The 22,350-nt window shown below is 44.2% G+C and carries 26 protein-coding genes; 21 read left to right on the top strand and 5 right to left on the bottom strand.

Annotation, left to right across the window (positions count from 1 at the left end):
- Window positions 1-119: 119 nt before the first annotated feature.
- The 4 genes from MKY10_RS17330 to MKY10_RS17315 all read left to right on the top strand — a co-directional run bounded on the left by MKY10_RS17330 (window position 120) and on the right by MKY10_RS17315 (window position 5,486).
- Window positions 120-1,421: a homoserine dehydrogenase gene (locus MKY10_RS17330; RefSeq protein ID WP_003228694.1), complete on the top strand. Its 1,302-nt coding sequence runs from the start codon at window positions 120-122 to the stop codon at window positions 1,419-1,421.
- Window positions 1,421-2,479, top strand: a complete 1,059-nt coding sequence (thrC, locus tag MKY10_RS17325) for a threonine synthase (protein ID WP_044052669.1) — start codon at window positions 1,421-1,423, stop codon at window positions 2,477-2,479. The genes MKY10_RS17330 and thrC overlap by 1 nt, the downstream gene beginning before the upstream one ends.
- Window positions 2,476-3,405, top strand: coding sequence for a homoserine kinase (gene thrB / locus MKY10_RS17320; protein WP_015251307.1), 930 nt, complete (start codon window positions 2,476-2,478; stop codon window positions 3,403-3,405). Before thrC ends, thrB begins: the two co-directional genes overlap by 4 nt.
- A gap of 107 nt (window positions 3,406-3,512) precedes the next feature.
- A complete protein-coding gene (locus MKY10_RS17315) occupies window positions 3,513-5,486 on the top strand; it encodes a S9 family peptidase (RefSeq protein ID WP_015251308.1) in 1,974 nt (657 codons plus the stop codon).
- Between the two features lie 41 nt (window positions 5,487-5,527).
- Here the strand turns inward: MKY10_RS17315 and MKY10_RS17310 are convergent, their stop codons facing one another.
- Window positions 5,528-5,863 carry a NifU family protein gene (locus MKY10_RS17310; protein WP_010886606.1) on the bottom strand — a complete coding sequence of 112 codons (336 nt, stop codon included), beginning with the start codon at window positions 5,861-5,863 and terminating at the stop codon, window positions 5,528-5,530.
- A 99-nt stretch (window positions 5,864-5,962) separates the two neighbouring features.
- Here MKY10_RS17310 and MKY10_RS17305 point away from each other — a divergent pair, with 99 nt between their 5' ends.
- On the top strand, window positions 5,963-6,289 hold the full coding sequence (locus tag MKY10_RS17305; protein ID WP_003242597.1) for a YuzD family protein: 327 nt from the start codon (window positions 5,963-5,965) through the stop codon (window positions 6,287-6,289).
- 25 nt (window positions 6,290-6,314) lie between these two features.
- Here the strand turns inward: MKY10_RS17305 and MKY10_RS17300 are convergent, their stop codons facing one another.
- Window positions 6,315-7,382 carry an NAD(P)/FAD-dependent oxidoreductase gene (locus tag MKY10_RS17300; RefSeq protein ID WP_048654918.1) on the bottom strand — a complete coding sequence of 356 codons (1,068 nt, stop codon included), beginning with the start codon at window positions 7,380-7,382 and terminating at the stop codon, window positions 6,315-6,317.
- Between the two features lie 262 nt (window positions 7,383-7,644).
- Between MKY10_RS17300 and MKY10_RS17295 the strand changes: the two genes are divergently transcribed.
- The 7 genes from MKY10_RS17295 (at window position 7,645) to MKY10_RS17265 (ending at window position 13,944) form a co-directional block, all read left to right on the top strand.
- Complete coding sequence (locus MKY10_RS17295; protein ID WP_003222913.1) at window positions 7,645-7,881, top strand: YuzB family protein; 237 nt, start codon at window positions 7,645-7,647, stop codon at window positions 7,879-7,881.
- A 136-nt stretch (window positions 7,882-8,017) separates the two neighbouring features.
- Complete coding sequence (locus MKY10_RS17290; protein WP_003228710.1) at window positions 8,018-9,232, top strand: NupC/NupG family nucleoside CNT transporter; 1,215 nt, start codon at window positions 8,018-8,020, stop codon at window positions 9,230-9,232.
- A 122-nt stretch (window positions 9,233-9,354) separates the two neighbouring features.
- Entirely contained in the window at window positions 9,355-10,209 is an 855-nt protein-coding gene (dapF, locus tag MKY10_RS17285; protein WP_003243745.1) for a diaminopimelate epimerase, read from the top strand.
- Window positions 10,210-10,287: 78 nt separating this feature from the next.
- Window positions 10,288-10,650: an iron-sulfur cluster assembly accessory protein gene (locus MKY10_RS17280; RefSeq protein WP_003244166.1), complete on the top strand. Its 363-nt coding sequence runs from the start codon at window positions 10,288-10,290 to the stop codon at window positions 10,648-10,650.
- A gap of 171 nt (window positions 10,651-10,821) precedes the next feature.
- Entirely contained in the window at window positions 10,822-11,868 is a 1,047-nt protein-coding gene (locus tag MKY10_RS17275; protein WP_259606974.1) for a tyrosine-type recombinase/integrase, read from the top strand.
- A gap of 158 nt (window positions 11,869-12,026) precedes the next feature.
- Window positions 12,027-12,761 carry a helix-turn-helix domain-containing protein gene (locus MKY10_RS17270; RefSeq protein WP_339225974.1) on the top strand — a complete coding sequence of 245 codons (735 nt, stop codon included), beginning with the start codon at window positions 12,027-12,029 and terminating at the stop codon, window positions 12,759-12,761.
- A 202-nt stretch (window positions 12,762-12,963) separates the two neighbouring features.
- Window positions 12,964-13,944, top strand: a complete 981-nt coding sequence (locus tag MKY10_RS17265) for a tyrosine-type recombinase/integrase (RefSeq protein WP_339225973.1) — start codon at window positions 12,964-12,966, stop codon at window positions 13,942-13,944.
- 11 nt (window positions 13,945-13,955) lie between these two features.
- Here MKY10_RS17265 and MKY10_RS17260 read toward each other — a convergent pair whose 3' ends face one another.
- On the bottom strand, window positions 13,956-14,201 hold the full coding sequence (locus MKY10_RS17260; RefSeq protein ID WP_339225972.1) for a helix-turn-helix transcriptional regulator: 246 nt from the start codon (window positions 14,199-14,201) through the stop codon (window positions 13,956-13,958).
- 172 nt (window positions 14,202-14,373) lie between these two features.
- On the opposite strand from MKY10_RS17260, the gene MKY10_RS17255 reads away from it, so the two are divergent.
- Complete coding sequence (locus MKY10_RS17255) at window positions 14,374-15,243, top strand: hypothetical protein (RefSeq protein WP_339225971.1); 870 nt, start codon at window positions 14,374-14,376, stop codon at window positions 15,241-15,243.
- 61 nt (window positions 15,244-15,304) lie between these two features.
- On the opposite strand, the gene MKY10_RS17250 is transcribed toward MKY10_RS17255, so the two are convergent.
- Together MKY10_RS17250 and MKY10_RS17245 are read right to left on the bottom strand one after the other, a co-directional pair.
- Window positions 15,305-15,493, bottom strand: coding sequence for a hypothetical protein (locus MKY10_RS17250; protein WP_339225970.1), 189 nt, complete (start codon window positions 15,491-15,493; stop codon window positions 15,305-15,307).
- 7 nt (window positions 15,494-15,500) lie between these two features.
- Window positions 15,501-15,737 carry a helix-turn-helix transcriptional regulator gene (locus MKY10_RS17245; protein WP_339225969.1) on the bottom strand — a complete coding sequence of 79 codons (237 nt, stop codon included), beginning with the start codon at window positions 15,735-15,737 and terminating at the stop codon, window positions 15,501-15,503.
- Window positions 15,738-16,021: 284 nt separating this feature from the next.
- Between MKY10_RS17245 and MKY10_RS17240 the strand changes: the two genes are divergently transcribed.
- The 8 genes from MKY10_RS17240 to MKY10_RS17205 all read left to right on the top strand — a co-directional run bounded on the left by MKY10_RS17240 (window position 16,022) and on the right by MKY10_RS17205 (window position 21,995).
- Entirely contained in the window at window positions 16,022-16,222 is a 201-nt protein-coding gene (locus MKY10_RS17240) for a hypothetical protein (RefSeq protein WP_257434586.1), read from the top strand.
- Entirely contained in the window at window positions 16,219-17,103 is an 885-nt protein-coding gene (locus MKY10_RS17235) for a hypothetical protein (RefSeq protein ID WP_339225968.1), read from the top strand. Before MKY10_RS17240 ends, MKY10_RS17235 begins: the two co-directional genes overlap by 4 nt.
- Before the next feature lie 37 nt (window positions 17,104-17,140).
- On the top strand, window positions 17,141-17,467 hold the full coding sequence (locus MKY10_RS17230) for a hypothetical protein (protein WP_326070149.1): 327 nt from the start codon (window positions 17,141-17,143) through the stop codon (window positions 17,465-17,467).
- Complete coding sequence (locus tag MKY10_RS17225) at window positions 17,460-17,672, top strand: hypothetical protein (protein WP_326070148.1); 213 nt, start codon at window positions 17,460-17,462, stop codon at window positions 17,670-17,672. Before MKY10_RS17230 ends, MKY10_RS17225 begins: the two co-directional genes overlap by 8 nt.
- A gap of 824 nt (window positions 17,673-18,496) precedes the next feature.
- Window positions 18,497-19,273 carry a hypothetical protein gene (locus MKY10_RS17220; RefSeq protein ID WP_339225967.1) on the top strand — a complete coding sequence of 259 codons (777 nt, stop codon included), beginning with the start codon at window positions 18,497-18,499 and terminating at the stop codon, window positions 19,271-19,273.
- Window positions 19,274-19,286: 13 nt separating this feature from the next.
- Window positions 19,287-19,784, top strand: coding sequence for a hypothetical protein (locus MKY10_RS17215; RefSeq protein WP_339225966.1), 498 nt, complete (start codon window positions 19,287-19,289; stop codon window positions 19,782-19,784).
- 91 nt (window positions 19,785-19,875) lie between these two features.
- A complete protein-coding gene (locus tag MKY10_RS17210; protein ID WP_339225965.1) occupies window positions 19,876-20,667 on the top strand; it encodes a hypothetical protein in 792 nt (263 codons plus the stop codon).
- Window positions 20,668-21,371: 704 nt separating this feature from the next.
- Window positions 21,372-21,995 carry a hypothetical protein gene (locus MKY10_RS17205; RefSeq protein WP_161512409.1) on the top strand — a complete coding sequence of 208 codons (624 nt, stop codon included), beginning with the start codon at window positions 21,372-21,374 and terminating at the stop codon, window positions 21,993-21,995.
- Window positions 21,996-22,350: the final 355 nt, after the last annotated feature.

The raw sequence follows: 22,350 nt of genomic DNA, 5'->3' as shown, positions 1-22,350 counted from the left end.
GCCTAATGCTGTCTTGTCAAAACAGGAGCGGGCTTATATAATGTTTGTAACTTATATGTCTGTGTTGAGTTAACAATTGTCTTTTTCAAGAGGACAATCAAAAGAAAGGTGGAGTTTTTTTGAAAGCGATTCGTGTAGGGCTTTTAGGTTTAGGTACCGTCGGAAGCGGTGTCGTTAAAATTATTCAAGACCATCAGGATAAGCTTATGCATCAGGTCGGCTGTCCGGTTACGATAAAAAAAGTGCTTGTAAAAGATTTAGAGAAAAAGAGAGAAGTAGATTTGCCGAAGGAAGTGCTCACGACAGAAGTGTATGATGTCATTGATGATCCAGATGTTGATGTCGTCATCGAGGTGATCGGCGGCGTTGAACAGACAAAACAATATTTGGTCGACGCGCTGAGATCGAAAAAGCATGTTGTCACAGCAAACAAGGACTTAATGGCTGTGTACGGCTCCGAGCTGCTTGCCGAAGCGAAGGAAAATGGATGCGATATCTACTTTGAAGCCAGTGTTGCCGGCGGGATTCCGATTCTGCGCACATTAGAGGAAGGCCTCTCATCAGATCGAATTACAAAAATGATGGGAATTGTGAACGGCACAACAAACTTTATCTTAACCAAAATGATCAAAGAGAAAAGCCCATACGAGGAAGTGCTTAAGGAAGCGCAGGATCTCGGTTTTGCCGAAGCTGATCCGACTTCTGACGTGGAAGGGCTTGACGCCGCACGGAAAATGGCGATATTGGCGCGCCTCGGCTTCTCGATGAACGTGGATCTGGAAGACGTCAAAGTAAAGGGGATCTCCCAAATTACAGACGAGGACATCAGCTTCAGCAAACGCCTCGGCTATACAATGAAGCTGATCGGGATTGCTCAGCGTGACGGCAGCAAAATCGAGGTCAGCGTACAGCCAACACTGCTTCCTGACCACCATCCGCTTTCTGCTGTTCATAATGAGTTTAACGCTGTTTATGTATACGGCGAGGCTGTTGGTGAGACGATGTTCTACGGGCCGGGAGCCGGAAGCATGCCGACAGCGACATCCGTTGTTTCTGACCTCGTCGCTGTCATGAAAAATATGCGCCTCGGCGTAACCGGCAACAGCTTTGTCGGACCGCAATATGAGAAAAACATGAAATCGCCGTCTGACATTTATGCACAGCAGTTTTTAAGAATTCATGTAAAAGATGAGGTTGGTTCATTCTCGAAAATTACATCTGTGTTCTCAGAGCGGGGCGTGAGCTTTGAAAAAATCCTTCAGCTGCCAATTAAAGGCCATGATGAGTTAGCAGAAATCGTAATTGTCACACATCATACATCAGAAGCTGATTTCAGTGATATTCTGCAAAACCTAAATGATTTGGAAGTCGTTCAAGAAGTCAAAAGCACATATCGTGTAGAAGGGAACGGTTGGAGCTAATGTGGAAAGGACTTATCCAGCAATATAAAGAATTTTTACCTGTAACAGATCAAACACCGGCGCTAACTTTACATGAAGGAAACACACCTCTTATTCACCTGCCGAAGCTGTCTGAGCAGCTCGGAATTGAGCTTCATGTCAAAACGGAAGGCGTCAATCCTACGGGATCATTTAAAGATCGCGGAATGGTTATGGCTGTTGCAAAGGCAAAAGAAGAAGGCAATGACACGATTATGTGCGCGTCAACAGGTAACACTTCCGCTGCTGCGGCAGCATATGCAGCCCGTGCTAACATGAAATGCATTGTCATCATCCCGAACGGAAAAATTGCGTTTGGAAAACTCGCTCAAGCTGTGATGTACGGAGCTGAGATTATCGCAATTGACGGAAACTTTGACGATGCGCTTAAAATTGTCCGTTCCATCTGTGAGAAATCACCGATTGCCCTTGTCAACTCAGTCAACCCTTACCGCATTGAAGGCCAAAAAACTGCTGCCTTCGAAGTGTGTGAACAGCTGGGGCAAGCGCCGGATGTTTTAGCGATCCCGGTCGGAAACGCGGGAAACATCACTGCGTACTGGAAGGGCTTCAAGGAATATCATGAGAAAAACGGCACAGGCCTTCCGAAAATGCGCGGCTTTGAAGCTGAGGGTGCGGCGGCAATTGTGCGCAATGAAGTGATTGAAAATCCGGAAACAATAGCGACAGCCATTCGTATCGGAAACCCGGCAAGCTGGGACAAAGCTGTAAAGGCGGCCGAGGAATCCAATGGGAAAATTGACGAAGTCACTGATGATGAAATCCTTCACGCCTACCAGCTGATTGCCCGTGAAGAAGGCGTGTTTGCAGAACCAGGTTCTTGCGCGTCTATCGCAGGAGTGCTGAAACAGGTGAAATCCGGAGAAATTCCGAAAGGCAGCAAGGTCGTAGCTGTGTTAACAGGAAACGGACTGAAAGATCCGAACACAGCGGTCGACATTTCAGAAATCAAGCCCGTCACATTGCCGACTGATGAAGACAGCATCCTTGAATATGTAAAAGGAGCGGCCCGTGTATGAACGAAGCCGACATGCTGTTCTCTGTCACAGTTCCCGGAAGCACAGCTAACCTAGGCCCCGGCTTTGATTCAGTCGGAATGGCGCTCAGCAGATATTTGAAGCTGACCGTCTTTGAAAGCGACAAATGGTCTTTTGAGGCTGAAACAGAAACAGTCGCCGGAATTTCGGCGGGTACAGATAACCTGATCTATCAAGTGGCTAAACGGACCGCAGATTTGTACGGAAAAGAAATGCCTCCTGTCCATGTGAAGGTGTGGAGCGACATCCCGCTTGCACGCGGCCTTGGCAGCAGCGCCGCAGCGATTGTAGCGGCCATTGAACTGGCTGATGAATTATGCGGCTTAAAGCTGTCTGAAGCGGACAAGCTGCATTTAGCGAGTCTAGAAGAAGGACACCCGGACAATGCTGGCGCTTCTCTCGTCGGCGGACTTGTGATCGGCCTGCATGAGGATGACGCGACCCAAATGATCCGCGTCCCGAATGCTGACATTGACGTAGTCGTTGTCATTCCTTTTTATGAAGTGCTGACAAGAGACGCGAGAGACGTGCTTCCGAAGGAGTTTCCATATGCCGATGCCGTAAAAGCAAGTGCTGTCAGCAATATCCTCATTGCTGCGATCATGTCCAAGGATTGGCCGCTTGTCGGGAAAATCATGAAGAAGGATATGTTCCATCAGCCGTACCGGGCGATGCTTGTGCCTGAGCTGTCAAAAGTAGAGCACGTCGCCGAGATGAAGGGCGCATATGGAACGGCTCTCAGCGGAGCAGGCCCAACGATTCTCGTCATGACCGAAAAAGGAAAGGGAGAAGAGCTAAAAGAACAGCTCGCGCTTCATTTCCCTCATTGTGAAGTAGACGCTTTGACCGTTCCGAAAGAGGGAAGTATAATAGAGCGAAATCCTTTATATCAAGTAAAAAGTGTATAGATCATGCCAAGCGTTCCTCAGCGTCAGCGGAGGGCGCTTTTTTTTGCTGGAGATAAAGGAGTTTTTATTTAGAAAAACGAAATACATGTAAAAAGGAGGAGATGAATATGAAAAAGCTGATAACCGCAGACGATATCACAGCGATTGTCTCTGTGACCGATCCTCAATACGCCCCAGACGGTACCCGTGCCGCATATGTAAAATCACAAGTAAATCAAGAGAAAGATTCGTATACATCAAATATATGGATCTATGAAACGAAAACGGGCGGATCTGTTCCTTGGACACATGGAGAAAAGCGAAGCACCGACCCAAGATGGTCTCCGGACGGGCGTACGCTAGCCTTTATTTCTGATCGAGAAGGCGATGCGGCACAGCTTTATATCATGAGCACTGAAGGCGGAGAAGCAAGAAAACTGACTGATATCCCATATGGCGTGTCAAAGCCAATATGGTCCCCGGATGGCGAATCGATTCTGGTCACTGTCAGTTTGGGAGAGGGAGAAAACATTGATGACCGAGAAAAAACAGAGCAGGACAGCTATGAACCTGTTGAAGTGCAAGGCCTCTCCTACAAACGGGACGGCAAAGGGCTGACGAGAGGTGCGTATGCCCAGCTTGTGCTTGTCAGCGTAAAGTCGGGTGAGATGAAAGAGCTGACAAGTCACAAAGCTGATCATGGTGATCCTGCTTTTTCTCCTGACGGCAAATGGCTTGTTTTCTCAGCTAATTTAACTGAAACAGATGATGCCAGCAAGCCGCATGATGTTTACATAATGTCACTGGAGTCTGGAGATCTTAAGCAGGTTACACCTCATCGCGGCTCATTCGGATCAAGCTCATTTTCACCAGACGGAAGGTATCTTGCTTTGCTTGGAAATGAAAAGGAATATAAGAATGCTACGCTCTCAAAGGCGTGGCTCTATGATATCGAACAAGGCCGCCTCACATGTCTTACTGAGATGCTGGACGTTCATTTAGCGGATGCGCTGATTGGAGATTCATTGATCGGTGGTGCTGAACAGCGCCCGATTTGGACAAAGGACAGCCAAGGGTTTTATGTCATCGGCACAGATCAAGGCAGTACGGGCATCTATTATATTTCGATTGAAGGCCTTGTGTATCCGATTCGTCTGGAAAAAGAGTACATCAATAGCTTTTCTCTTTCACCTGATGAACAGCACTTTATTGCCAGTGTGACAAAGCCGGACAGACCGAGTGAGCTTTACAGTATCCCGCTTGGACAGGAAGAGAAACAGCTGACTGGCGCGAATGACAAGTTTGTCAGTGAGCATATGATATCAATACCTGAAGAGATTCAATATGCTACAGAAGACGGCGTGACGGTGAACGGCTGGCTGATGAAGCCTGCACAAATGGAAGGTGAGACAACATATCCACTTATTCTCAACATACACGGCGGTCCGCATATGATGTACGGACATACATATTTTCATGAGTTTCAGGTGCTGGCGGCGAAAGGATACGCGGTCGTTTATATCAATCCGAGAGGAAGCCACGGCTACGGGCAGGAATTTGTGAATGCGGTCAGAGGGGATTATGGGGGAAAGGATTATGACGATGTGATGCAAGCTGTGGATGAGGCTATCAAGCGAGATCCGCATATTGATCCTAAGCGGCTTGGTGTCACGGGCGGAAGCTACGGAGGTTTTATGACCAACTGGATCGTCGGGCAGACGAACCGCTTTAAAGCTGCTGTTACCCAGCGCTCGATATCAAACTGGATCAGCTTTCACGGCGTCAGTGATATCGGCTTTTTCTTTACAGACTGGCAGCTTGAGCATGACATGTTTGAGGACACAGAAAAGCTCTGGGACCGGTCTCCTTTAAAATACGCAGCAAACGTGGAGACACCGCTTTTGATACTGCATGGCGAGCGGGATGACCGATGCCCGATCGAGCAGGCGGAGCAGCTGTTTATCGCTCTGAAAAAAATGGGCAAGGAAACCAAGCTTGTCCGTTTTCCGAATGCATCGCACAATTTGTCACGCACCGGACACCCAAGACAGCGGATCAAGCGCCTGAATTATATCAGCTCATGGTTTGATCAACATCTCTAATAAAAAAGCCAGGCTGATCAAATATCAGCCTGGCTGCTTTATTAAAAGACTTGTTCTACTTCAACGACACCCGGCACTTCTTCTAGAAGAGCGCGCTCAATTCCGGCTTTCAGCGTAATTGTTGAACTTGGGCAGCTGCCGCATGCGCCTAGAAGACGAAGCTTAACGATACCTTCATCTACGTCTACAAGCTCACAGTCACCGCCGTCACGAAGTAAAAACGGACGAAGTTTGTCCAGTACTTCCTGCACCTGTTCTTTCATTTCAACTTCAGTCATGACATTCGCTCCTTTCGTCGTCATAAAACCATTATATTCAGTGTAACAATAAAAATCTATTGTTTGGTTTGCAAAGTTGCTCTCCCTATTATAGCACATTCAGACTTCAACACAAAAACGGTTTTTTTCTATAAAAACGCCCTTAGGCTCTGTATACTTAAAAGAAAGGACTTACATAGGAGAAGGGGGCGTCTACAAGTGATGAAACCAGTCATGCTAAGCGTGTACGGGGCAGAAAACGTTTGTGCGAGCTGTGTAAATATGCCGACAGCCAAGGATACATACGAGTGGCTTGAGGCTGCGCTGAAAAGAAAATATCCAAATCAGCCTTTTGAGATGCAGTACATCGATATTCATGAGCCGCCTGACAATGAACATGCGAAAGAGCTTGCGGAAAAAATCAGAAATGACGAGTATTTTTATCCGCTTGTGCTTGTAGAAGACAAAATTGTCGGTGAAGGCAATCCAAAATTAAAAGACGTTTATGAGGAAATGGAGAAGCATGGGTATACAGAAAACCGCTGACTTGATCAGCGGTTCTTCTCTATCATTAACCGTTATGGTGTTTATACATCCACAGCAAGCCGGATTTCAGCATACGCGGAACACGGCCGATCAGCGGACGGTCAGCAACAAGCCCGAAGCCGGCTTTTTTTCCGAGTGAACCGAGGACGCCTTTCAGCTTAAACTGCGGCATTGATTCAGGCAGGGCTTCTCCATTCCAGCGTTTTTGCAAGATTTGGACAATCTGCTCTGCTTGAGCCTCTGCCAGCTGGGCGCTCGGTGCATGAGGAAGGCTGGCGCAATCGCCGACAACGTACAGATGTTCATCACCTGGAAGATTATGATGAGGCGTTAATACAATACGCCCTTGTGCGTCCTTCTCCACATCTAAGTCTCTGACGACTTTGTTTGGCTGGATGCCGGCTGTCCACACGATGGCGTCTGCAGAAATCGGATCATCGTGGTTATACACAACGCCTTCTTCTACTTTTGTGATATTTGCCCTGTTAATAATGCGGACACCGTGCTCTTCGAACCATTTTTGCACATATTTGCTTAAACGCTCGGGAAAGCTTGATAAAATGAGATTACCGCGGTCGAACAAAATAATGTTCAGGTCATCACGGCTTTCTCTCAATTCACTTGCAAGCTCAACGCCGCTTAAGCCCGCTCCGACAATGGCGACGGTGGCATTAGCGCTCAGATTATTCAGCTTTTGGTAGGTTTCGCGGGACTGATCGATGGTTTGAATACTGTAGGTGAATTCAGGCGCTCCCGGCACGTTGTGATATTTATCCTCACAGCCGAGCCCGATTACGGCGTCATCGTAAGAAAAAGGTTCACGATCTTGGAACAGCACTTGTTTTTGTACAATATCAATTGATGTGATATCACCGTATTGGACATCCAGGCGAGGGTGCTCTGGGAATGACACTCTGATATGATGGTCAGAAATTGTGCCTGCGGCAAGGGCATAATATTCTGTTTTCAAGCAGTGATAAGGATTTCTGTCAATTAACGTGATTGAAACATCATCAGGCAGCTGGTTTGGCAATAAGCGATGAAGAACGCGCATGTTCCCGTAACCTCCGCCGATCAAGACCAATTTTTTCATTTGAATTCCCCTTTAATCCGAAGAGTATGATAGATACATTGAAGAAAATACGAACTATGTAAAATAACATCTAGAATTATATCGAATTTGATCTAAAATCACAATAATAGTTTCAAAATAACCTACAATTTAGCCTGAAAACACAAATTAGTAAAACGTTATTTGAGAAATAATATGTTACGATAATAAATTTTGAATCATCCGTTGTCTTTGACGAATAGTGAAAAATTCGCGATAATGGACATATGTGAGGTGAAACCGCATGAATCCAATGATTGAATTTTGTGTCAGCAATCTGGCTCACGGCTCTCAGGAAGCCCGGGCGATTTTGGAGAAGGATCCCAACCTTGATGTCCTTGAATATGGCTGCTTAAGCTACTGCGGGACATGCATGGAATCGCTTTTCGCTCTGGTAAACGGAGAAGTCGTCATGGGTGAAACGCCTGCTGAGCTTGTTGAGAATATATATACCTTTATTGAAGAAAATCCAATGTTTTAAAGAAAAGGGCCTGGACAGGCCCTTTTTTATTTTGCCGTACAAAAGAACTAAAAAAATGTGTAGACATCAAAAAATATTATTGTTATCGTATAAAAGATATTTTTTTAAATAAAATTTAAGAGGTGTACGAGTATTCATGAATGTTCTGTGGGGGCTGCTGGGCGCAGTTGCGATCATTGCTATCGCGTTTTTATTTTCAGAAAAGAAAAGCAATATTAAGATAAGAACCGTCATCGTTGGTTTATGCACACAGGTGGCGTTTGGATACATCGTGTTGAAATGGGAAGCGGGACGCGCTGTTTTTTTATGGTTTTCAAGCCGTGTACAGCTTCTGATTGACTATGCGAATGAAGGCATCAGTTTTATTTTTGGACCGCTTCTAAAGGTCGGAGACAGTCCGGCATTTGCATTAAGTGTACTGCCCGTTATCATTTTCTTCTCAGCACTGATTGCAGTTTTATATCATTTGAAAATCATGCAGCTCGTTTTCCGTGTCATTGGCGGCGGATTGTCGAAGCTCCTTGGAACAAGCAAAACGGAATCTCTGGCGGCTGCTGCCAATATTTTTGTAGGACAATCAGAATCTCCGTTAGTGATCAAACCCCTGATTGCCGGGCTGACGCGCTCTGAGTTGTTTACGATTATGACGAGCGGTCTATCGGCAGTTGCGGGATCTACCTTGTTTGGGTACGCGCTTCTCGGTATTCCGATTGAGTACTTGCTGGCGGCCAGCTTTATGGCTGCTCCAGCTGGACTAGTCTTTGGTAAATTGATTATACCCGAAACGGAAAAAACGCAAACCGTAAAAAGCGATTTCAAAATGGATGAAGGCGAAGGCGCAGCCAATGTCATTGACGCAGCTGCAAAGGGAGCGTCAACAGGACTGCAAATTGCGTTAAATGTTGGGGCGATGCTGCTTGCGTTTGTTGCGTTAATCGCTGTAGTAAACGGTATTCTCGGCGGGGCTTTCGGCTTGTTCGGTTTAAAAGGCGTAACATTAGAATCCATTCTCGGCTATGTGTTTTCTCCTATCGCCTTTTTGATTGGCGTGCCTTGGCATGAAGCATTGCAGGCGGGAAGCTATATCGGCCAGAAATTGGTGCTGAATGAGTTTGTCGCTTATTCTAACTTCGGTCCGCACATCGGCGAGTTTTCTAAGAAAACTGCTACCATTATCAGTTTCGCGTTATGCGGATTCGCCAATTTTTCATCAATTGCGATTATGCTTGGTACGCTTGGCGGTTTAGCGCCCAGCCGCCGTTCAGATATCGCACGTCTCGGCCTGAAGGCTGTTCTTGCAGGAACATTAGCCAATCTGCTCAGCGCAGCCATTGCCGGCATGTTTATATAAACGATAAAAGCTCCTTGCGTCAGTGCAAGGAGCTTTTATGTATGAAAAACGGGGGATAATTGTATTGTGTCCGCTTATAATAGCTTTTATACTAAGAAAAAGAAAAAAAGTTGGAGGCACCTATGAACTCATTTCGATTTACCAAAATGCACGGCCTGGGAAACAGTTATATTTATGTGAATCAATTTGAAGAACAGCTTCCAGAAGAAAAACTGTCAGAGATTGCAATTCAGGTTTCTTCTGTTTATACAGGGATCGGATCCGACGGAATGATCCTGATATGCCCATCAGACCAAGCGCCTGTTAAAATGCGGATTTTTAATAATGACGGGTCTGAAGGGAAAAACTGCGGCAACGGCCTGCGCTGCGTCGCAAAATACGCATATGAGCATAAGCTGGTTGAGGAAACATCTTTTCTGATTGAAACTCTCTCCGGGCTTGTGAAAGCGGAGGTTCAAGTCGAAAACGGAAAAGTGAATGTGGTCACTGTCGATATGGGCGAACCGCGCTTGACAAAATCCGAGCTTCCTATGCTTGACGGCGGGGAAGAGCACACAATCAATGAAACGATGGCATTTGGTGAAGTAGAACTAACAGGCACTGCCGTTTCAATGGGAAATCCGCATATCGTTTTTCCGATCGCAGACATTGAACAGGCACCCTTAACGACACTGGGGCCGGTGATTGAGAAAGATCCGAGATTTCCGGAAGGCATCAATGTGGAATTCGTTGAAACCGTGAATGAACAAGAATTGCATTTCCGCGTCTGGGAACGGGGATCAGGGATTACTCAGGCATGCGGGACAGGAGCATGTGCAGCGGCAGTCGCATCTGTATTAAACGGCGTATCAAAGCGAAATCAAGACATCACGGTGCATTTAGCAGGCGGGGATTTGGTGATAAACTGGAAAGATAACGGCCATGTAATGATGACAGGGCCGGCTGAAACCGTTTGTGAGGGTGTCTATTTCTTGTAAAACACCTTGTTTGAGAATTGGAACGATCATGTTTATAATAAAAGACAGCAACCGGTTTTTAAAAGGAGGTTCATAATGATGAGCAACCCGGTAACAATTACAGAAGCAGCAGCTTTGCATATAAAAGATATGATGAAAGAGCATGAAGAAGAAAACGCGTTTCTGCGTGTAGGCGTCAAAGGCGGCGGCTGCAGCGGACTTTCTTACGGCATGGGCTTTGAGCATGAAAAGAGTGAATCAGACAGTGTGTTTGATCAGCACGGCATCACTGTTCTAGTTGACAAAGAAAGCCTTGACATCATGAACGGCACCGTGATTGATTATAAACAATCCATGCTCGGCGGCGGCTTCACCATCGACAATCCAAACGCCATCGCTTCATGCGGCTGCGGTTCTTCGTTCAGAACAGCAACGAATGCAGGCAAGCCTGAAGAGTGCTAGACGGTAAACTATACGGTCGGCCAGGCGAATGATTAACGATTGTCAAAATAATTTCGGTAAAAAACGTTAGTATCTCGCGACAATTAACAACCCATTATGGGGCGTTTATTTCTCGATTATTACGGTTTCCTTGCGGTGATTTTCATTCATCGAAAAGGAGGCCGTTTTTTTATGGCTAAAGGAACGAAGCGAATACGTGCGCGTTATACTTCAGCAACTAAACGAGAACTTCCGAATATTACGTTTGATCGTGCGACAGATATTGTTATCTCGGGAAAGATTGCGGAGGGTTTACGTGAAAGGACGATAATCGATTACAAAAAGATCGTTAGATATTTCACGGAGTGGCTAACGCAAAAATACGAAGATATGGAGTATGTGAACGACGTGACAATCGAGCATTTGCGCGCATATATCCATTACTTACGTTACGAGAGAAGGCGATACGAAGGTCATACGAATATCGATGCGACAAAACAGCCGATAGGATTGTCTGAGACTACGGTAAATATTGCGATTCGCACGCTTACGGCATATTTTAACTACCTATACGCCGAGGGATTTATAGACCCGAATCCGGTCGAACGGTTAAAACTGATTAAACAGGACGTTGATATGACGAACAATTTCACAAATGAAGAGGTCGCGAGGATACTGGAGCAGCCGGAGCAACGTGATTTTGTCGGATTTAGAGACTACGTAGGAATTAGCCTCTTACTTGATTCCGGTCTAAGAATAGGTGAACTCGTTGGACTAACTGTAGATGAAATTGACTTCAGCGCTCAGCAAATAGTCTTAGGCGGCGGCAGAACTAAAGGACGCTATTTTAGAATTGTGCCTATATCAACATATTGCGCAAAGCTTTTGAAGCAGCTCATTGAAGAGAATCGCGCCCACTTTGATACTGACTCGGTTTTCGTATCCAGTCTAGGGGATCAACTCACGACTAATCATTTTAATAAACGCCTTAAGTTTTACGCAGAAAGAGCAGGAATAAAGACAAAGAAAGTCACCGCGCACGTTTATAGACATACTTGGGCTAAAATCATGATCGTAGACAAGAAGATAGACATTTACACAGTTCAAAAAATGGGTGGCTGGAAAGATATAAGAACACTTCGGAGATATGTACAACTTTCTACTGAGGATTTAAGAAGGTCACATGATGAAGGTTCGCCGTTAATGGCGATAAGAGATAGTCGAAGAAAAAGAATATAAAAACAAAAAAAAAGAACGTCAACCCATCGGAAACCCGATAAATTGAACGCCCTAACCCTGTGTTCATTATATCGGAAAAAAGCGTACAAGTCAACGCTTATTTAAGTGCGCCTAATTTTCCGCAACGGTTGCCGTCTCTTAACGAGGAGAGAAACCGAATGTACACGAAAGAAGCCTCTAAAATGGCGTCGTTCCGTTCAGTGGACGAGCTTAACGGCGCCATCCGTACGCACATATACCGCAATAAATCCGACCTAACGCCTGCCGCAATCGAGGTTCTAAAGGTGTTGTCTCGTCATGCCGTCAAAACGCCGGGCGTGGCGTATCTGAAGCTCGCAACTATCGCGGAACTAATCGGCAAGCATCGCGTAACCGTTATTCGCTCCATTAAACGTTTAGTCGATCTCGGCATTATCCGCAAAGAAATAAAATATCGGCCAGTATCCGGCGGCAACGGCGCCAATATGTACGTTATCCTGCCGGCGACTAAAGCCGATGTTACCCCGTCCGTGTTACCCCGCCAAGCTGCTGAAAAGCCAACGGAGACAAAGGCGGAAGTACCGAAACGGAAAGACGAAGCTGTTATTTCTCAAAGCAAATTAAAGTTACTACGTAATACGTATGCTGCGTTTAAATCGGCAGTCAATACGTTTGTCAGCGATCGCAAGTTAACGAGCAAACTTTACGGTATCTATCTCGCGCATACGTCGTATTTAAAAGGCGTTTATGCTGCCGATACTCTTCAAGAAATCGGACTAGAAGCTGTACGGCAGACATTTATCGCGACTAAAAGGAAAGCTATACGCAATCTTGCCGGTTACTATAACGGTGTGCTGGATCGGATGCTAGACCGTTTGTTTGCTGCGAGATTTGATTCGTTAACGCCTCGGTAGCGTCTTCGTGCGTTTGTTCGTCGTATTGTTAGCGAATAGCTTCGTTCGTGTTTCGTTAAAATTAGTATTATTCTACTGTTTTATGTTCGTATTTTAGATATAAAAGCCAAATTTTCTTTAGTTATATCAATTTAATTTTCGTATTTTTGTTGAAAATGACTATTTGAATGCCTATCCTTTCTAATGAAAGGAGTGTTTGAAAGTGACAAAAAAGAAGGATAGTTTCACTGTCAAAGAGGACTTAACTGAGTTATCTAATTTAATACATAAATTGAGTTCATCCAATTCTTTTAAGGATCGTACAAAGATTGAAAAAGCTCTTATTACTGTTTTGAGGCAAATGGAGGTTTCAGGGAATAGAAAGCGAACCATGAATGACTATCGTCTTCACGTAACAGACTTCATGAAATCAGAAGGCCTGACGTTTTTAGACGAAATAACTACGGAATCAATTTATTTATGGCTTGAAAAAATGGATGTCAGCTCACAAACAAGACTAATACGTCTAAAGTGTCTAAAAGCTTTTTTATCGCGGTGTTTTGATAATGGATGGTTTGAAACGAAGTTTTGGAAGAGTATTAATATAAAGGTTGATAAACAAGTGAAAGAAGGGGCGACGGAGCAGGATATTAAAATACTTTTATCCGTACTAGATTTAAAAGATTTTGTCCAATTGCGCGATGCTACGGCAGTTCTCCTTATGTATAAAACGGGGATTCGCGTAAGTACCCTGGCAAAACTCGAGGAAAAACACATTGATCTCTCGGATAAATTACTAAGATTGAACGGAGATATTCTTAAGAGTCGCGAATCTTTATTGCTACCGTTCGATGATGTACTTACACGCATGCTAGACGTTTTAATGAAGCAAAACAAAGCCATCCGATATCAGTACCAAAAGGATAATAACTTCGTTTTTATTACGAAACAGGGTGGACCCATCGCGACGGGACCATCAAACAACAATATACAGAAGCGTTTAAATAAGTACGCTCGTGAGTATGAATTGAAAAATATTAATCCGCATGCTTTACGAAGAGGTTTCGCCAAGTCATTACTAAATAGAGGCGCTAGATTAACAGATATATCAAAAGCGCTTGGTCATAGCGATCTTTCCGTAACAACACAGTATTTGTATTTAGATAAGAATGAAGTAGCTGAAAACCTTCGGAAATTTTTATAAAAGACGCCGATTTATTCAGCGCCCTCTTCCGTAGCTTCTTCAATTTCGAATAATTCCTCGACTTCTACCTCGAGCGCCTTCGCTATCGAGAAAACGTGCCAATCTTCGTGGCGACTGTTCTTATCGAATCGCGAAATCGACCCTTGCGGCACGCCGGATGCTTCTGCGAGCCTTGCTTGCGTCCATCCTTTTTCCTTCATTACGGCATGCAGGCGTGGTGTAGCTTTTAAGCACCGTATGTTTTTTGAAGTATGCATATATATGGGAATTATTTATGAAATCATGTTATAATTTTCCTATAAAAAAGAGTCGATGACTGTAGCTAAGCTTGCCTAAAAGTCCTTTATTTAGGAGGAGGTTTCTTGTTACAGTTCTAACAATGTGATAGAGCTATATTTTATTAGAACAGATGAAAGATGGGGTGTTTGGGTGAACATCAAAATGGATTTTGTTTCTGACTGGCAAGATATAATCATAGGGGATATGACCGCACAGGGGCTTCGTTTTTCCAATTCAGAGTCTAAAGAATCATTAGTGATTAAATATTTCACTCATTTGAGGAAAAAAGGGGGACAAGTGTCCCGACCGCGTCGTGTCCATTGGTCTAGGGAATTTGTATGTCCTCTTGAACAATTAAAAGGTCTTAAAAAATTGGTCGACGTACTAGAGAAAGGTAAGGATATATATCCTTACCTCAGTACGAGAATTGATGATATATCTTTCAACGATGGGATGTTTAATGACTGGGGAGTATTGCATCTTCATCTTGGAGATGGACCTTATAAAAAGGATAATAGGTTTATGGACAGAACAGGGCCTTTATTATTTCTGTATTTAATGACGGATGATGCATATTTAATAAATATATATGAACATCGTGACTGGACAAAAAAGTCAGTCCTTCAGACAGTACAATATAATTGGCCCGAGTTGCTTTATCCTCTCGAAGGAGTTATTAAGTTAAGCCACCAGTATACAGAAAAAGAACATGCAGATCTAAGGAAAGCGGGTATTTCAGCGACGGCTCAAGAGTTGAGGGACATAAATGGGGATACTATTGTGGTACTTCCGCGTGGTCTAGGGATCACAACATCAGGAGATGCAATACAGGACGTGAGATGCTATCAAGAGAATGTTGATAAGTTACACAAAATAGAGGAAGACGTTCGTGGCAAGCTTCAAGAAGTTTTTAAAGGGAATGGGAATGTACCAGATCCTCTACTTCTTAAACTCATACATGAAGATGACAAGTGGAGAGTTGTTGAACAGAATACTGGAATAAGATTTGATCTCTTTTAGTCATAAGAGTTTATAACGCATGTTAAAACTGCTCAAGTTTCAAGACGCCACGATGGCGTCTTTATTTTGGTATTATACCTTCAATTGCTTCGGATATCGTGGACCATTTTTCTAAACCACGAGCGACATTCGTACCTTTGCCTGTTATTGTTGCGTATGCTTCATATGTATTATTGGCTTCAAAAACTCTAACCGATAGATCCCTCTCCTTAAAGAGTAGCCATTCTTGTTTTTCTCCTTCAAATAACATTTTATGATCAATCCTCAATATCCAAGTTGTAAAGAATAATGTCGTCGATAGTGTATGTCTTAGTTGGTGAGAGATTATTTAATACATATAGGATTTTCTCGATTGTTTCGAGTTCTATCCGTTTTGTTTTCCCCTCGCAAAGATCCCCGATGGTTGCCGGCCTTACTTTTGTCTCAACAGCTAGTTTGTTTTTAGTAATTCCTAGCTCGTCCAGTATATCGTTCAACTTAAATTCAAAAGGCATTTTCTCTAGTCCTCCGTAATTTTATTTTAAACATATTATACAAGTAAAACGGCAGCAGTAAAATGTTTTTTGAAAAAACCTAAGAAAACCTCTTGACGTTTTACTCCTGAAGTAATATTATTAACTCAACAAGTAATACTTCAGAAGTAAAAAAGGCGAAGGCATCGACACTCAGATCAGAAGCGAAAATTTTGTAGTCTATTAACCCTAAGTTACATATCGCAACTTTTGCTTCTTAATACAGTGTTGCGTCTTTACGAAAAATTGAAGGAGGAAATTGAAAAATGAACGTTTACTATAAAAAAACTGTTGTTGGTTGGTGGAATATTTATCCTGCAGGCTCAGACGAGCAGTTCGTAAATCTTTCGCCAGAGGAATTCTTTACGCTCTTGCCCCAAGTATCTCGAAAAGCATTTGCTGGTTGCGCTGAAATTAAGCCCGAGTCAGCGCAAGAATTATTCGGTGAGGAGGTGCGGTCGGCATGACGAAAAAATTTAGTCCGAAGAAGGTGAAAATTCACTGGCACGGAGTCGCTTTTGATACGGGGCTGCCTATACACGAGGTATCTGACGCCTGGTTAATGAGTCCCGACATCATCGGAAAATATACGGGAGACGATGAGCTCGTATTTTACGAAGCTGACCGGCTGGATAAGAAGGATGACGGATTTCATTTGTATGAAGATAACCATCCACGCTTTTTCCAGGTAGGAACGTCGAAATTAGGCGCGGATCTTTCTAAAATTGATTTACCTGAACTCGCAAATATGTCATTTGTGAATTTCATTCGGATTGGTTTCTCACTAGAAAGGAAGGGTTCGACAATGAATAAATATAGCGTTTCTCGATTAGCAGTAAAAAACGCGGTAGCTCGGCTTGGTCTTACAAATGCGCAAGCACCGAACGCGTTAATTAAATATGCGCAAGGTTCTTCATTCGTTTGGTCACTCGGTTCTACAAGCGGTAGCCAAGCCGTTTACGACAACTATAACGAAAGAGTGCGCCTTGTAATCGCAGAGAACGGCACCGTACTGGACGTTTTCCCCATTGATTACGCGCTACAGTCACCGCACAACTTATCGGAAGAGGTACGCCAATCGCTTAAGGAGTCGACTAAAGAGACTTTGATCGCGAGAAGAGACAAGACCCACCGCAAGTGGTGCGAAACTGAACTCGCTTTTCACGAAAATAGTTACGAAATCGCTAAAGTGCGCCTCCAATTAATTGACGCAAGCGTCGAAGAAGCCGCGACGTTAAACAGACGTTTAGCGGACCTTTGCGCAGATAACAAGCGATTACACGAAGATAGATCAGCACTAAGAAAAGAACGGACTGAACTAGAGCGTGCTCTTGTACCTTATATCTAAGATTGCGGACGGAACTAAAATTCGAGGGGGAAACGAAATGGAAAAAGTACAGTTAGTTCGACACGGATCGACAGAATTTCCTTATACGGAGACACACAACGCCTATCTAATCGCAGCGGATACGGTAGCATTATGCGACTTTGATGCGTTGGGCGGCGGCAGGTTTGCGTTTTACGACGCGGAAGGCTTGACGCGTAAAAATGACGGCTATCACTTATACGACGATGCGCATCCGGCATCATTTGCGTTTGATTTCGCAAAGACGACGGCGGCTCTTCAGAAGCTCGACGGTCGCGAAATAGCCGATATGAGCGTCGCGCAGTTCATGCGATTGTTTTTCACGGGAGGCGGAAGTTGTGTATAAAGCAGGCGAAACCGTGCGATATTGGGGCGTTAAAACTGGCGGACTGACTTGGCTCTCATCTGAAGCGATGATCGGTAAGGTAATCGACTGGCAGCGCGAAAAACAGAGTTATAAGATCGAGGGGCGGTCGGGAACCGTCCAGGACGTTCCGGAAAGGTTAATTGACGGAGGTCGCGAAGGGAACGGCGGATTGCTTCCGGCATAAAAATACGAAAAAAAATCTAAACAAACGCAAAAAAGCGCCGATATTATATAAAATAGGCGTTAAAAAGATAGGTTCGACGGACATAATTAAAAAAGTGTCTTCGAATCTATTTATATTGAATTATGTATTTCAGTGAATATAGAATTTCCTATCTTAATTGAATTATACCAAAAATAATGATTATGTCAAGAAAAACTTTAAATGAGCACAATACATATTTTTGTCCTTTTGTTGTCTATACGTTATGAATCGAATTTGGGATTGAAAGATACTTGTTAAAGCTCCCGATATGCTGTCTTACGTTATGAAAATTTTTTCTTGTAAGGCCTAAAAACTTATGTTTCATGTGGACTTAATCATTATATAGTGAAGATTTGTTAATGCGGCATACTGCCGTGTCACTTATTTTTGATTAGTTTGTTAATTTCAGTTAATAAATGAAGGGTGTGTATCTGTATGAGTAGAGAAGTTTTTATCTTGATAAGGAAATTTAAAGGAATGAGACAAAGTGAGTACGCGCGATGGCTAGGAATTACGCCGGCTTATGTAAATATGATCGAATCCGGAGCGCGTTCTGTATCTGAAAAGATCGAGTGTTTTATAGCTTTGAATTTTGACGCGACAAGCGCTGAGTTTTTGGAGTTTGTAAGAAGGTATGAAAATCTAAGGGAATTGGGGTGAGGGTCGGTTGCCTATGTTAAGGAAATTTCTAAGTATCTGTTTTGATTTTATATTTAAATATCCATAGTATTATCCACTATAAATTATAACACAAACTGTTCGGTTTTGCAAACTAAATTTTAAAAAAATAGGGGGACATACGAATGGGGAAAGGGTCGAGCTATCACACGAAAGTAACGCAAAAAGAGGATGAATACCTTTACGACGAGGACGGCATTATTCGTCTGCTCTCAATTTACAACCAGATCGAGGGTCAAACGGACGAAGCGACGGTCACAATGCTAAGTGACTTGAGAACCGCGTTAGATACGGACGTACTCGATGGAATAGAGCGAAAAGTTATCGCGCTTCATTATTTTTTAGAACTGCCGGACAGGGACGTGAAAAAGCTGCTCGGTATTAAGACGAGCGAGGCGCGCGAGATACGTATGTCAGCTCCGGAAAGTGTTGCCGCTGTGATGCTCGGTTATAAAGCGAAGAAATTGCCGCCATATAAGCCGTTTAAAGCTAAAGGGCCTGACGTACTTGGCGAGTGGTTAAACGCCGTAGGCGCCGGAGAAGCACCGGTATATTCGTTTACTCGCGAGGTTCAAAACGCATTACTTCGTTGGTTAAGTGATAAGGCACAGCGCGATTCCCTTGCGGTTGAAACGGTGCGACAGCAGGAAGAAGGCCCGCCGGTGTTCCCGAGAGACTTTCCGAATTACGTGGAGCGATATCCGTTTTATACCGAAACGCAGCTCGAGCAGATGGATCGACGCTTGGGCGGTCTAAGCCTCGTTGATGAAGGTAAAGACAACCACGCAGCGCCGGGATGGAATCAAGTTCGTCAAGGAACCGTCACCGGACGAAAGAGGTCCGTATCCCAAGATGAAAAGAACGGTACTTTCCGCGAAGGATGGACGAAATTATACAAATAGGGGAGGAAAAGACATGCCGAAATCACCCGTTGTTCCTGCGATTGAAAGCAAAGACCCGGAGTGGAAGCGTTGTTTTTACTCAAATATATCGTATGAATTCAGTGTCACGTTAGGCGACCGTTTTGATAGTATCGAAGATTTCCGCGCGGCTTTCGACGAGCTGCGCAGCGATCTTAATGATTATCGCGGAGTGCTTGATATGATTCTCGAAAAAGAGGTACCAGGTGGAGAATTGACTTGGCGCGACTTTAAATGGATACGTGCGAATCGGTGGAAACAGTGTCCGGTATGTGGCCGTATATACCTCGACTACACGAACGGCCGGTCTGTGACGTGCTACCTCGACGAATACTTACGCTTCAACCTACAGACACGCGAATACTACGACAACGTAGATTACCGCGGCAAAGTGAAATCTATGTGTTCCGAGAAGTATCGAGCATGGCGGAAACGTGGGCGGCAGGGTCCGGTAGGTTATATCGCATTCAAAGGTGGCGGCTTCGCTTCGTAGGCGGGCCCGTCGGCTTGTTCGTCGTCACAATTTGTGACGAGATCAAATCGTTCGTCACAAAATGTGACGATCAAATACGGGAGGCTATAAAATGGGAGCTAAATTAGTTGTCGATCAATCTACGGGCGAGGTTTTAACGGATTATACGATAAGGCACCGCAAGCAAGACGAAGCCTATAAGAAGATGCAGAAGCGCGGAAAGGATACGCGGCACTTTTCGCTTACACATATGAAGCATATACGCGAGGTAACAAGCGAACTATCGAATACGTATTGCGGCTACGTCGTTATGCTACAGCCGTATATCGAGTACGAAACAAACGTAATCCTAGACGGAAAGAAAGAGCCGGCCAAACGCGCAGCATTAGCGAAAATACTAAAGGTGAGCCCGCGCACAGTTAAGGCGGTCGTTACCGAGCTGAAGGATAAAGAGATCATATATGAAGAAGACGGACGCTTTACGGTAAACCCTCGCTATCACCTACGAGGTAAGGCCGGCGGCGAGTCGCAGAACATGATTAAAACGTTCTTTTCTACCGTTAAATGCCTCGATGTAAAGGCGGCGGACCTTGGCTTCGTATATAAACTGCTTCCTAACGTCCATTTAGAAACGAATATGATATGCAACGATCCGTTTTGTGCAACGGGAGAGATCCGGTTTCTCAACGAAAAGCAAATCGGAGAGCTCGTTGGTATGTCGGAAAAGAAAGCGCGCGAAACGCTGACCAGATTAAGGAAGGCCGGGGTTGTTGGCGTATGGCATCGAGCGAAGGACAGTCGCGAAAAGTTGACGGTGCTAAATCCGTACATTTTCTATCGGAAGTCAGGACAGCCGGACGGAACATTGGATGCGTTATTTACTTCGAAATCTTACGTGGGGTGAAAAATACACCCCCTTTTTTGCACCAAAAAGCCGAGATACACCCCCTTTTTTGCACCGTGCTTACAAACGCTGAATCCCTTGCGGCTCTAAGAGCGAACGCTGTTTTTGACGTGGAATTTACGCAAAACGTTCTATATCTATACTAAATAAAAAACCGTTTAAACATACCGCCTTCCATTCGCTTACGCTCATACGGCGGAGATATTAAGTTATTAGTTATTTAATCGCGATAAAGGTACTTAATAAATAATATCTGCGGCCCGAAGGAGCGATAGCGACGTAGGGACGCTATGTTTCAAAGAACTATTGTCCGGTGATTTTCACTGGATAAAGAAGTGTAACTAATTCCCCTCAAAATACTTGTATTAAAGCCTCATATGCTGCCTTACGTTATGAAAATTAATTCTTGTTAACTTCTAAAAACCTATGTTTCATGTGGATTTTATCTGTATTTAGTGAGGAAGGAATCGATAACCTCTTGGATACTATACGTCGTTTTTTCTTCCTCTTCCCCAATTTTTGAATTTTATTAAGTTTGTTTGTGTTTCCGCAGACAGAACGAAAGCGATCGGCATATTGTCGGTCGCCTTTTTTGTGTTTGCGGCTCACTGTCGATTAGCTACCGGCAGGAAACGGCCTACCACGTGCGAGCCGCATCGCACCTTAAGCGGTAGGAAAAATACGCGAAAGGTAGGAGAACGCATATGACGGAAAGAATCGGACGCAATAAAGAAAGAGGATCACGAAAGTACCCGGATAAACAATCCATTTTTAACGAAATCAGTAGACGATATCGAGAAGGATTGCCGTTAAATTACACCGCGATTAGAGCTCAAGACGATCTCCTTAGACGTAGATGTATCACGCTATTCGGCAGCTATAAGGACGCAGTAATTGCCGCTGGATATTCTTACGAGGATATACGCGCAAATAAGTATGTCTATGTTAACTGCGGTAAGGCTTTCGAAGATGTACTCCATGAACTCCTTAGTGAATTGAATATCAGTTTCAAGCGCCCCAAGATTACTAACGGAGCCGGCGATTGCTGCCCAGATTTCCTACTAAACAATAACGTTTGGCTAGACGCTAAACTCAACGACTACTCCACGATTAACAGAGGTAACCGAACAGTTAGAAGATATGCGCCAGAGTGCCGGAGATTAATTATCGTTCACATGTATGGAACTGATGAGGATAGAGTGGTCGGAAAAGCTAGGGCCGTTCACGTGAATAAGTTTGTAAAGCAGTTACCTAAGCATCGCCAATCATACTACCGCAACAAGTTCGAGGATATCATGCGGAAGCTAACCGATAGCAGAGCTGCCTAAGTCACTGTAGAGTGATTGACGCTTTACTTAATGAAAGGGGAGAAGCATTGTGATTGAACTAAAGGGCAGCCGTATTCCTCGCGAAGATAGTAAGTCGTGTTGTGCCAAGTGTCAGTGTGAGGTGTCAACACCGAAACTACTAACGATAGAACTAACGGATGAGCAATCGATCCCACGCGTTATATACAAAGGCGAAGAGCTTACGGGTAGGGTTGCGGTAGAGTTTCTGTGGCATACCGATAATGCAAACGGAAAGGTTCCAACGTATATCAATATCGAGAAGCATAACGGCAACTGTAATATCGAAAGGATAACGTACAATCCGGACTCTGCTGAGGTTAAGCGTTATAACTTG

Origin of the sequence: Bacillus sp. FSL P4-0290, from assembly GCF_037975435.1 — a bacterium.
GTDB lineage: Bacteria > Bacillota > Bacilli > Bacillales > Bacillaceae > Bacillus > Bacillus subtilis.
This window is presented reverse-complemented; position numbering and strand designations above follow the sequence as displayed.

What these genes read in the sequence shown, in the direction of transcription:
- thrC (WP_044052669.1), top strand. Translation starts at nt 1,421, where the DNA reads ATGTGGAAAGGACTTATCCAGCAATATAAAGAATTTTTACCTGTAACA.
- thrB (WP_015251307.1), top strand. Translation starts at nt 2,476, where the DNA reads ATGAACGAAGCCGACATGCTGTTCTCTGTCACAGTTCCCGGAAGCACA.
- MKY10_RS17315 (WP_015251308.1), top strand. Translation starts at nt 3,513, where the DNA reads ATGAAAAAGCTGATAACCGCAGACGATATCACAGCGATTGTCTCTGTG.
- MKY10_RS17310 (WP_010886606.1), bottom strand. Translation starts at nt 5,863, where the DNA reads ATGTGCTATAATAGGGAGAGCAACTTTGCAAACCAAACAATAGATTTT.
- MKY10_RS17300 (WP_048654918.1), bottom strand. Translation starts at nt 7,382, where the DNA reads ATGAAAAAATTGGTCTTGATCGGCGGAGGTTACGGGAACATGCGCGTT.
- MKY10_RS17295 (WP_003222913.1), top strand. Translation starts at nt 7,645, where the DNA reads ATGAATCCAATGATTGAATTTTGTGTCAGCAATCTGGCTCACGGCTCT.
- MKY10_RS17290 (WP_003228710.1), top strand. Translation starts at nt 8,018, where the DNA reads ATGAATGTTCTGTGGGGGCTGCTGGGCGCAGTTGCGATCATTGCTATC.
- dapF (WP_003243745.1), top strand. Translation starts at nt 9,355, where the DNA reads ATGAACTCATTTCGATTTACCAAAATGCACGGCCTGGGAAACAGTTAT.
- MKY10_RS17280 (WP_003244166.1), top strand. Translation starts at nt 10,288, where the DNA reads ATGAGCAACCCGGTAACAATTACAGAAGCAGCAGCTTTGCATATAAAA.
- MKY10_RS17275 (WP_259606974.1), top strand. Translation starts at nt 10,822, where the DNA reads ATGGCTAAAGGAACGAAGCGAATACGTGCGCGTTATACTTCAGCAACT.
- MKY10_RS17270 (WP_339225974.1), top strand. Translation starts at nt 12,027, where the DNA reads ATGTACACGAAAGAAGCCTCTAAAATGGCGTCGTTCCGTTCAGTGGAC.
- MKY10_RS17260 (WP_339225972.1), bottom strand. Translation starts at nt 14,201, where the DNA reads ATGCATACTTCAAAAAACATACGGTGCTTAAAAGCTACACCACGCCTG.
- MKY10_RS17250 (WP_339225970.1), bottom strand. Translation starts at nt 15,493, where the DNA reads ATGTTATTTGAAGGAGAAAAACAAGAATGGCTACTCTTTAAGGAGAGG.
- MKY10_RS17245 (WP_339225969.1), bottom strand. Translation starts at nt 15,737, where the DNA reads ATGCCTTTTGAATTTAAGTTGAACGATATACTGGACGAGCTAGGAATT.
- MKY10_RS17240 (WP_257434586.1), top strand. Translation starts at nt 16,022, where the DNA reads ATGAACGTTTACTATAAAAAAACTGTTGTTGGTTGGTGGAATATTTAT.
- MKY10_RS17235 (WP_339225968.1), top strand. Translation starts at nt 16,219, where the DNA reads ATGACGAAAAAATTTAGTCCGAAGAAGGTGAAAATTCACTGGCACGGA.
- MKY10_RS17230 (WP_326070149.1), top strand. Translation starts at nt 17,141, where the DNA reads ATGGAAAAAGTACAGTTAGTTCGACACGGATCGACAGAATTTCCTTAT.
- MKY10_RS17220 (WP_339225967.1), top strand. Translation starts at nt 18,497, where the DNA reads ATGGGGAAAGGGTCGAGCTATCACACGAAAGTAACGCAAAAAGAGGAT.
- MKY10_RS17215 (WP_339225966.1), top strand. Translation starts at nt 19,287, where the DNA reads ATGCCGAAATCACCCGTTGTTCCTGCGATTGAAAGCAAAGACCCGGAG.
- MKY10_RS17210 (WP_339225965.1), top strand. Translation starts at nt 19,876, where the DNA reads ATGGGAGCTAAATTAGTTGTCGATCAATCTACGGGCGAGGTTTTAACG.
- MKY10_RS17205 (WP_161512409.1), top strand. Translation starts at nt 21,372, where the DNA reads ATGACGGAAAGAATCGGACGCAATAAAGAAAGAGGATCACGAAAGTAC.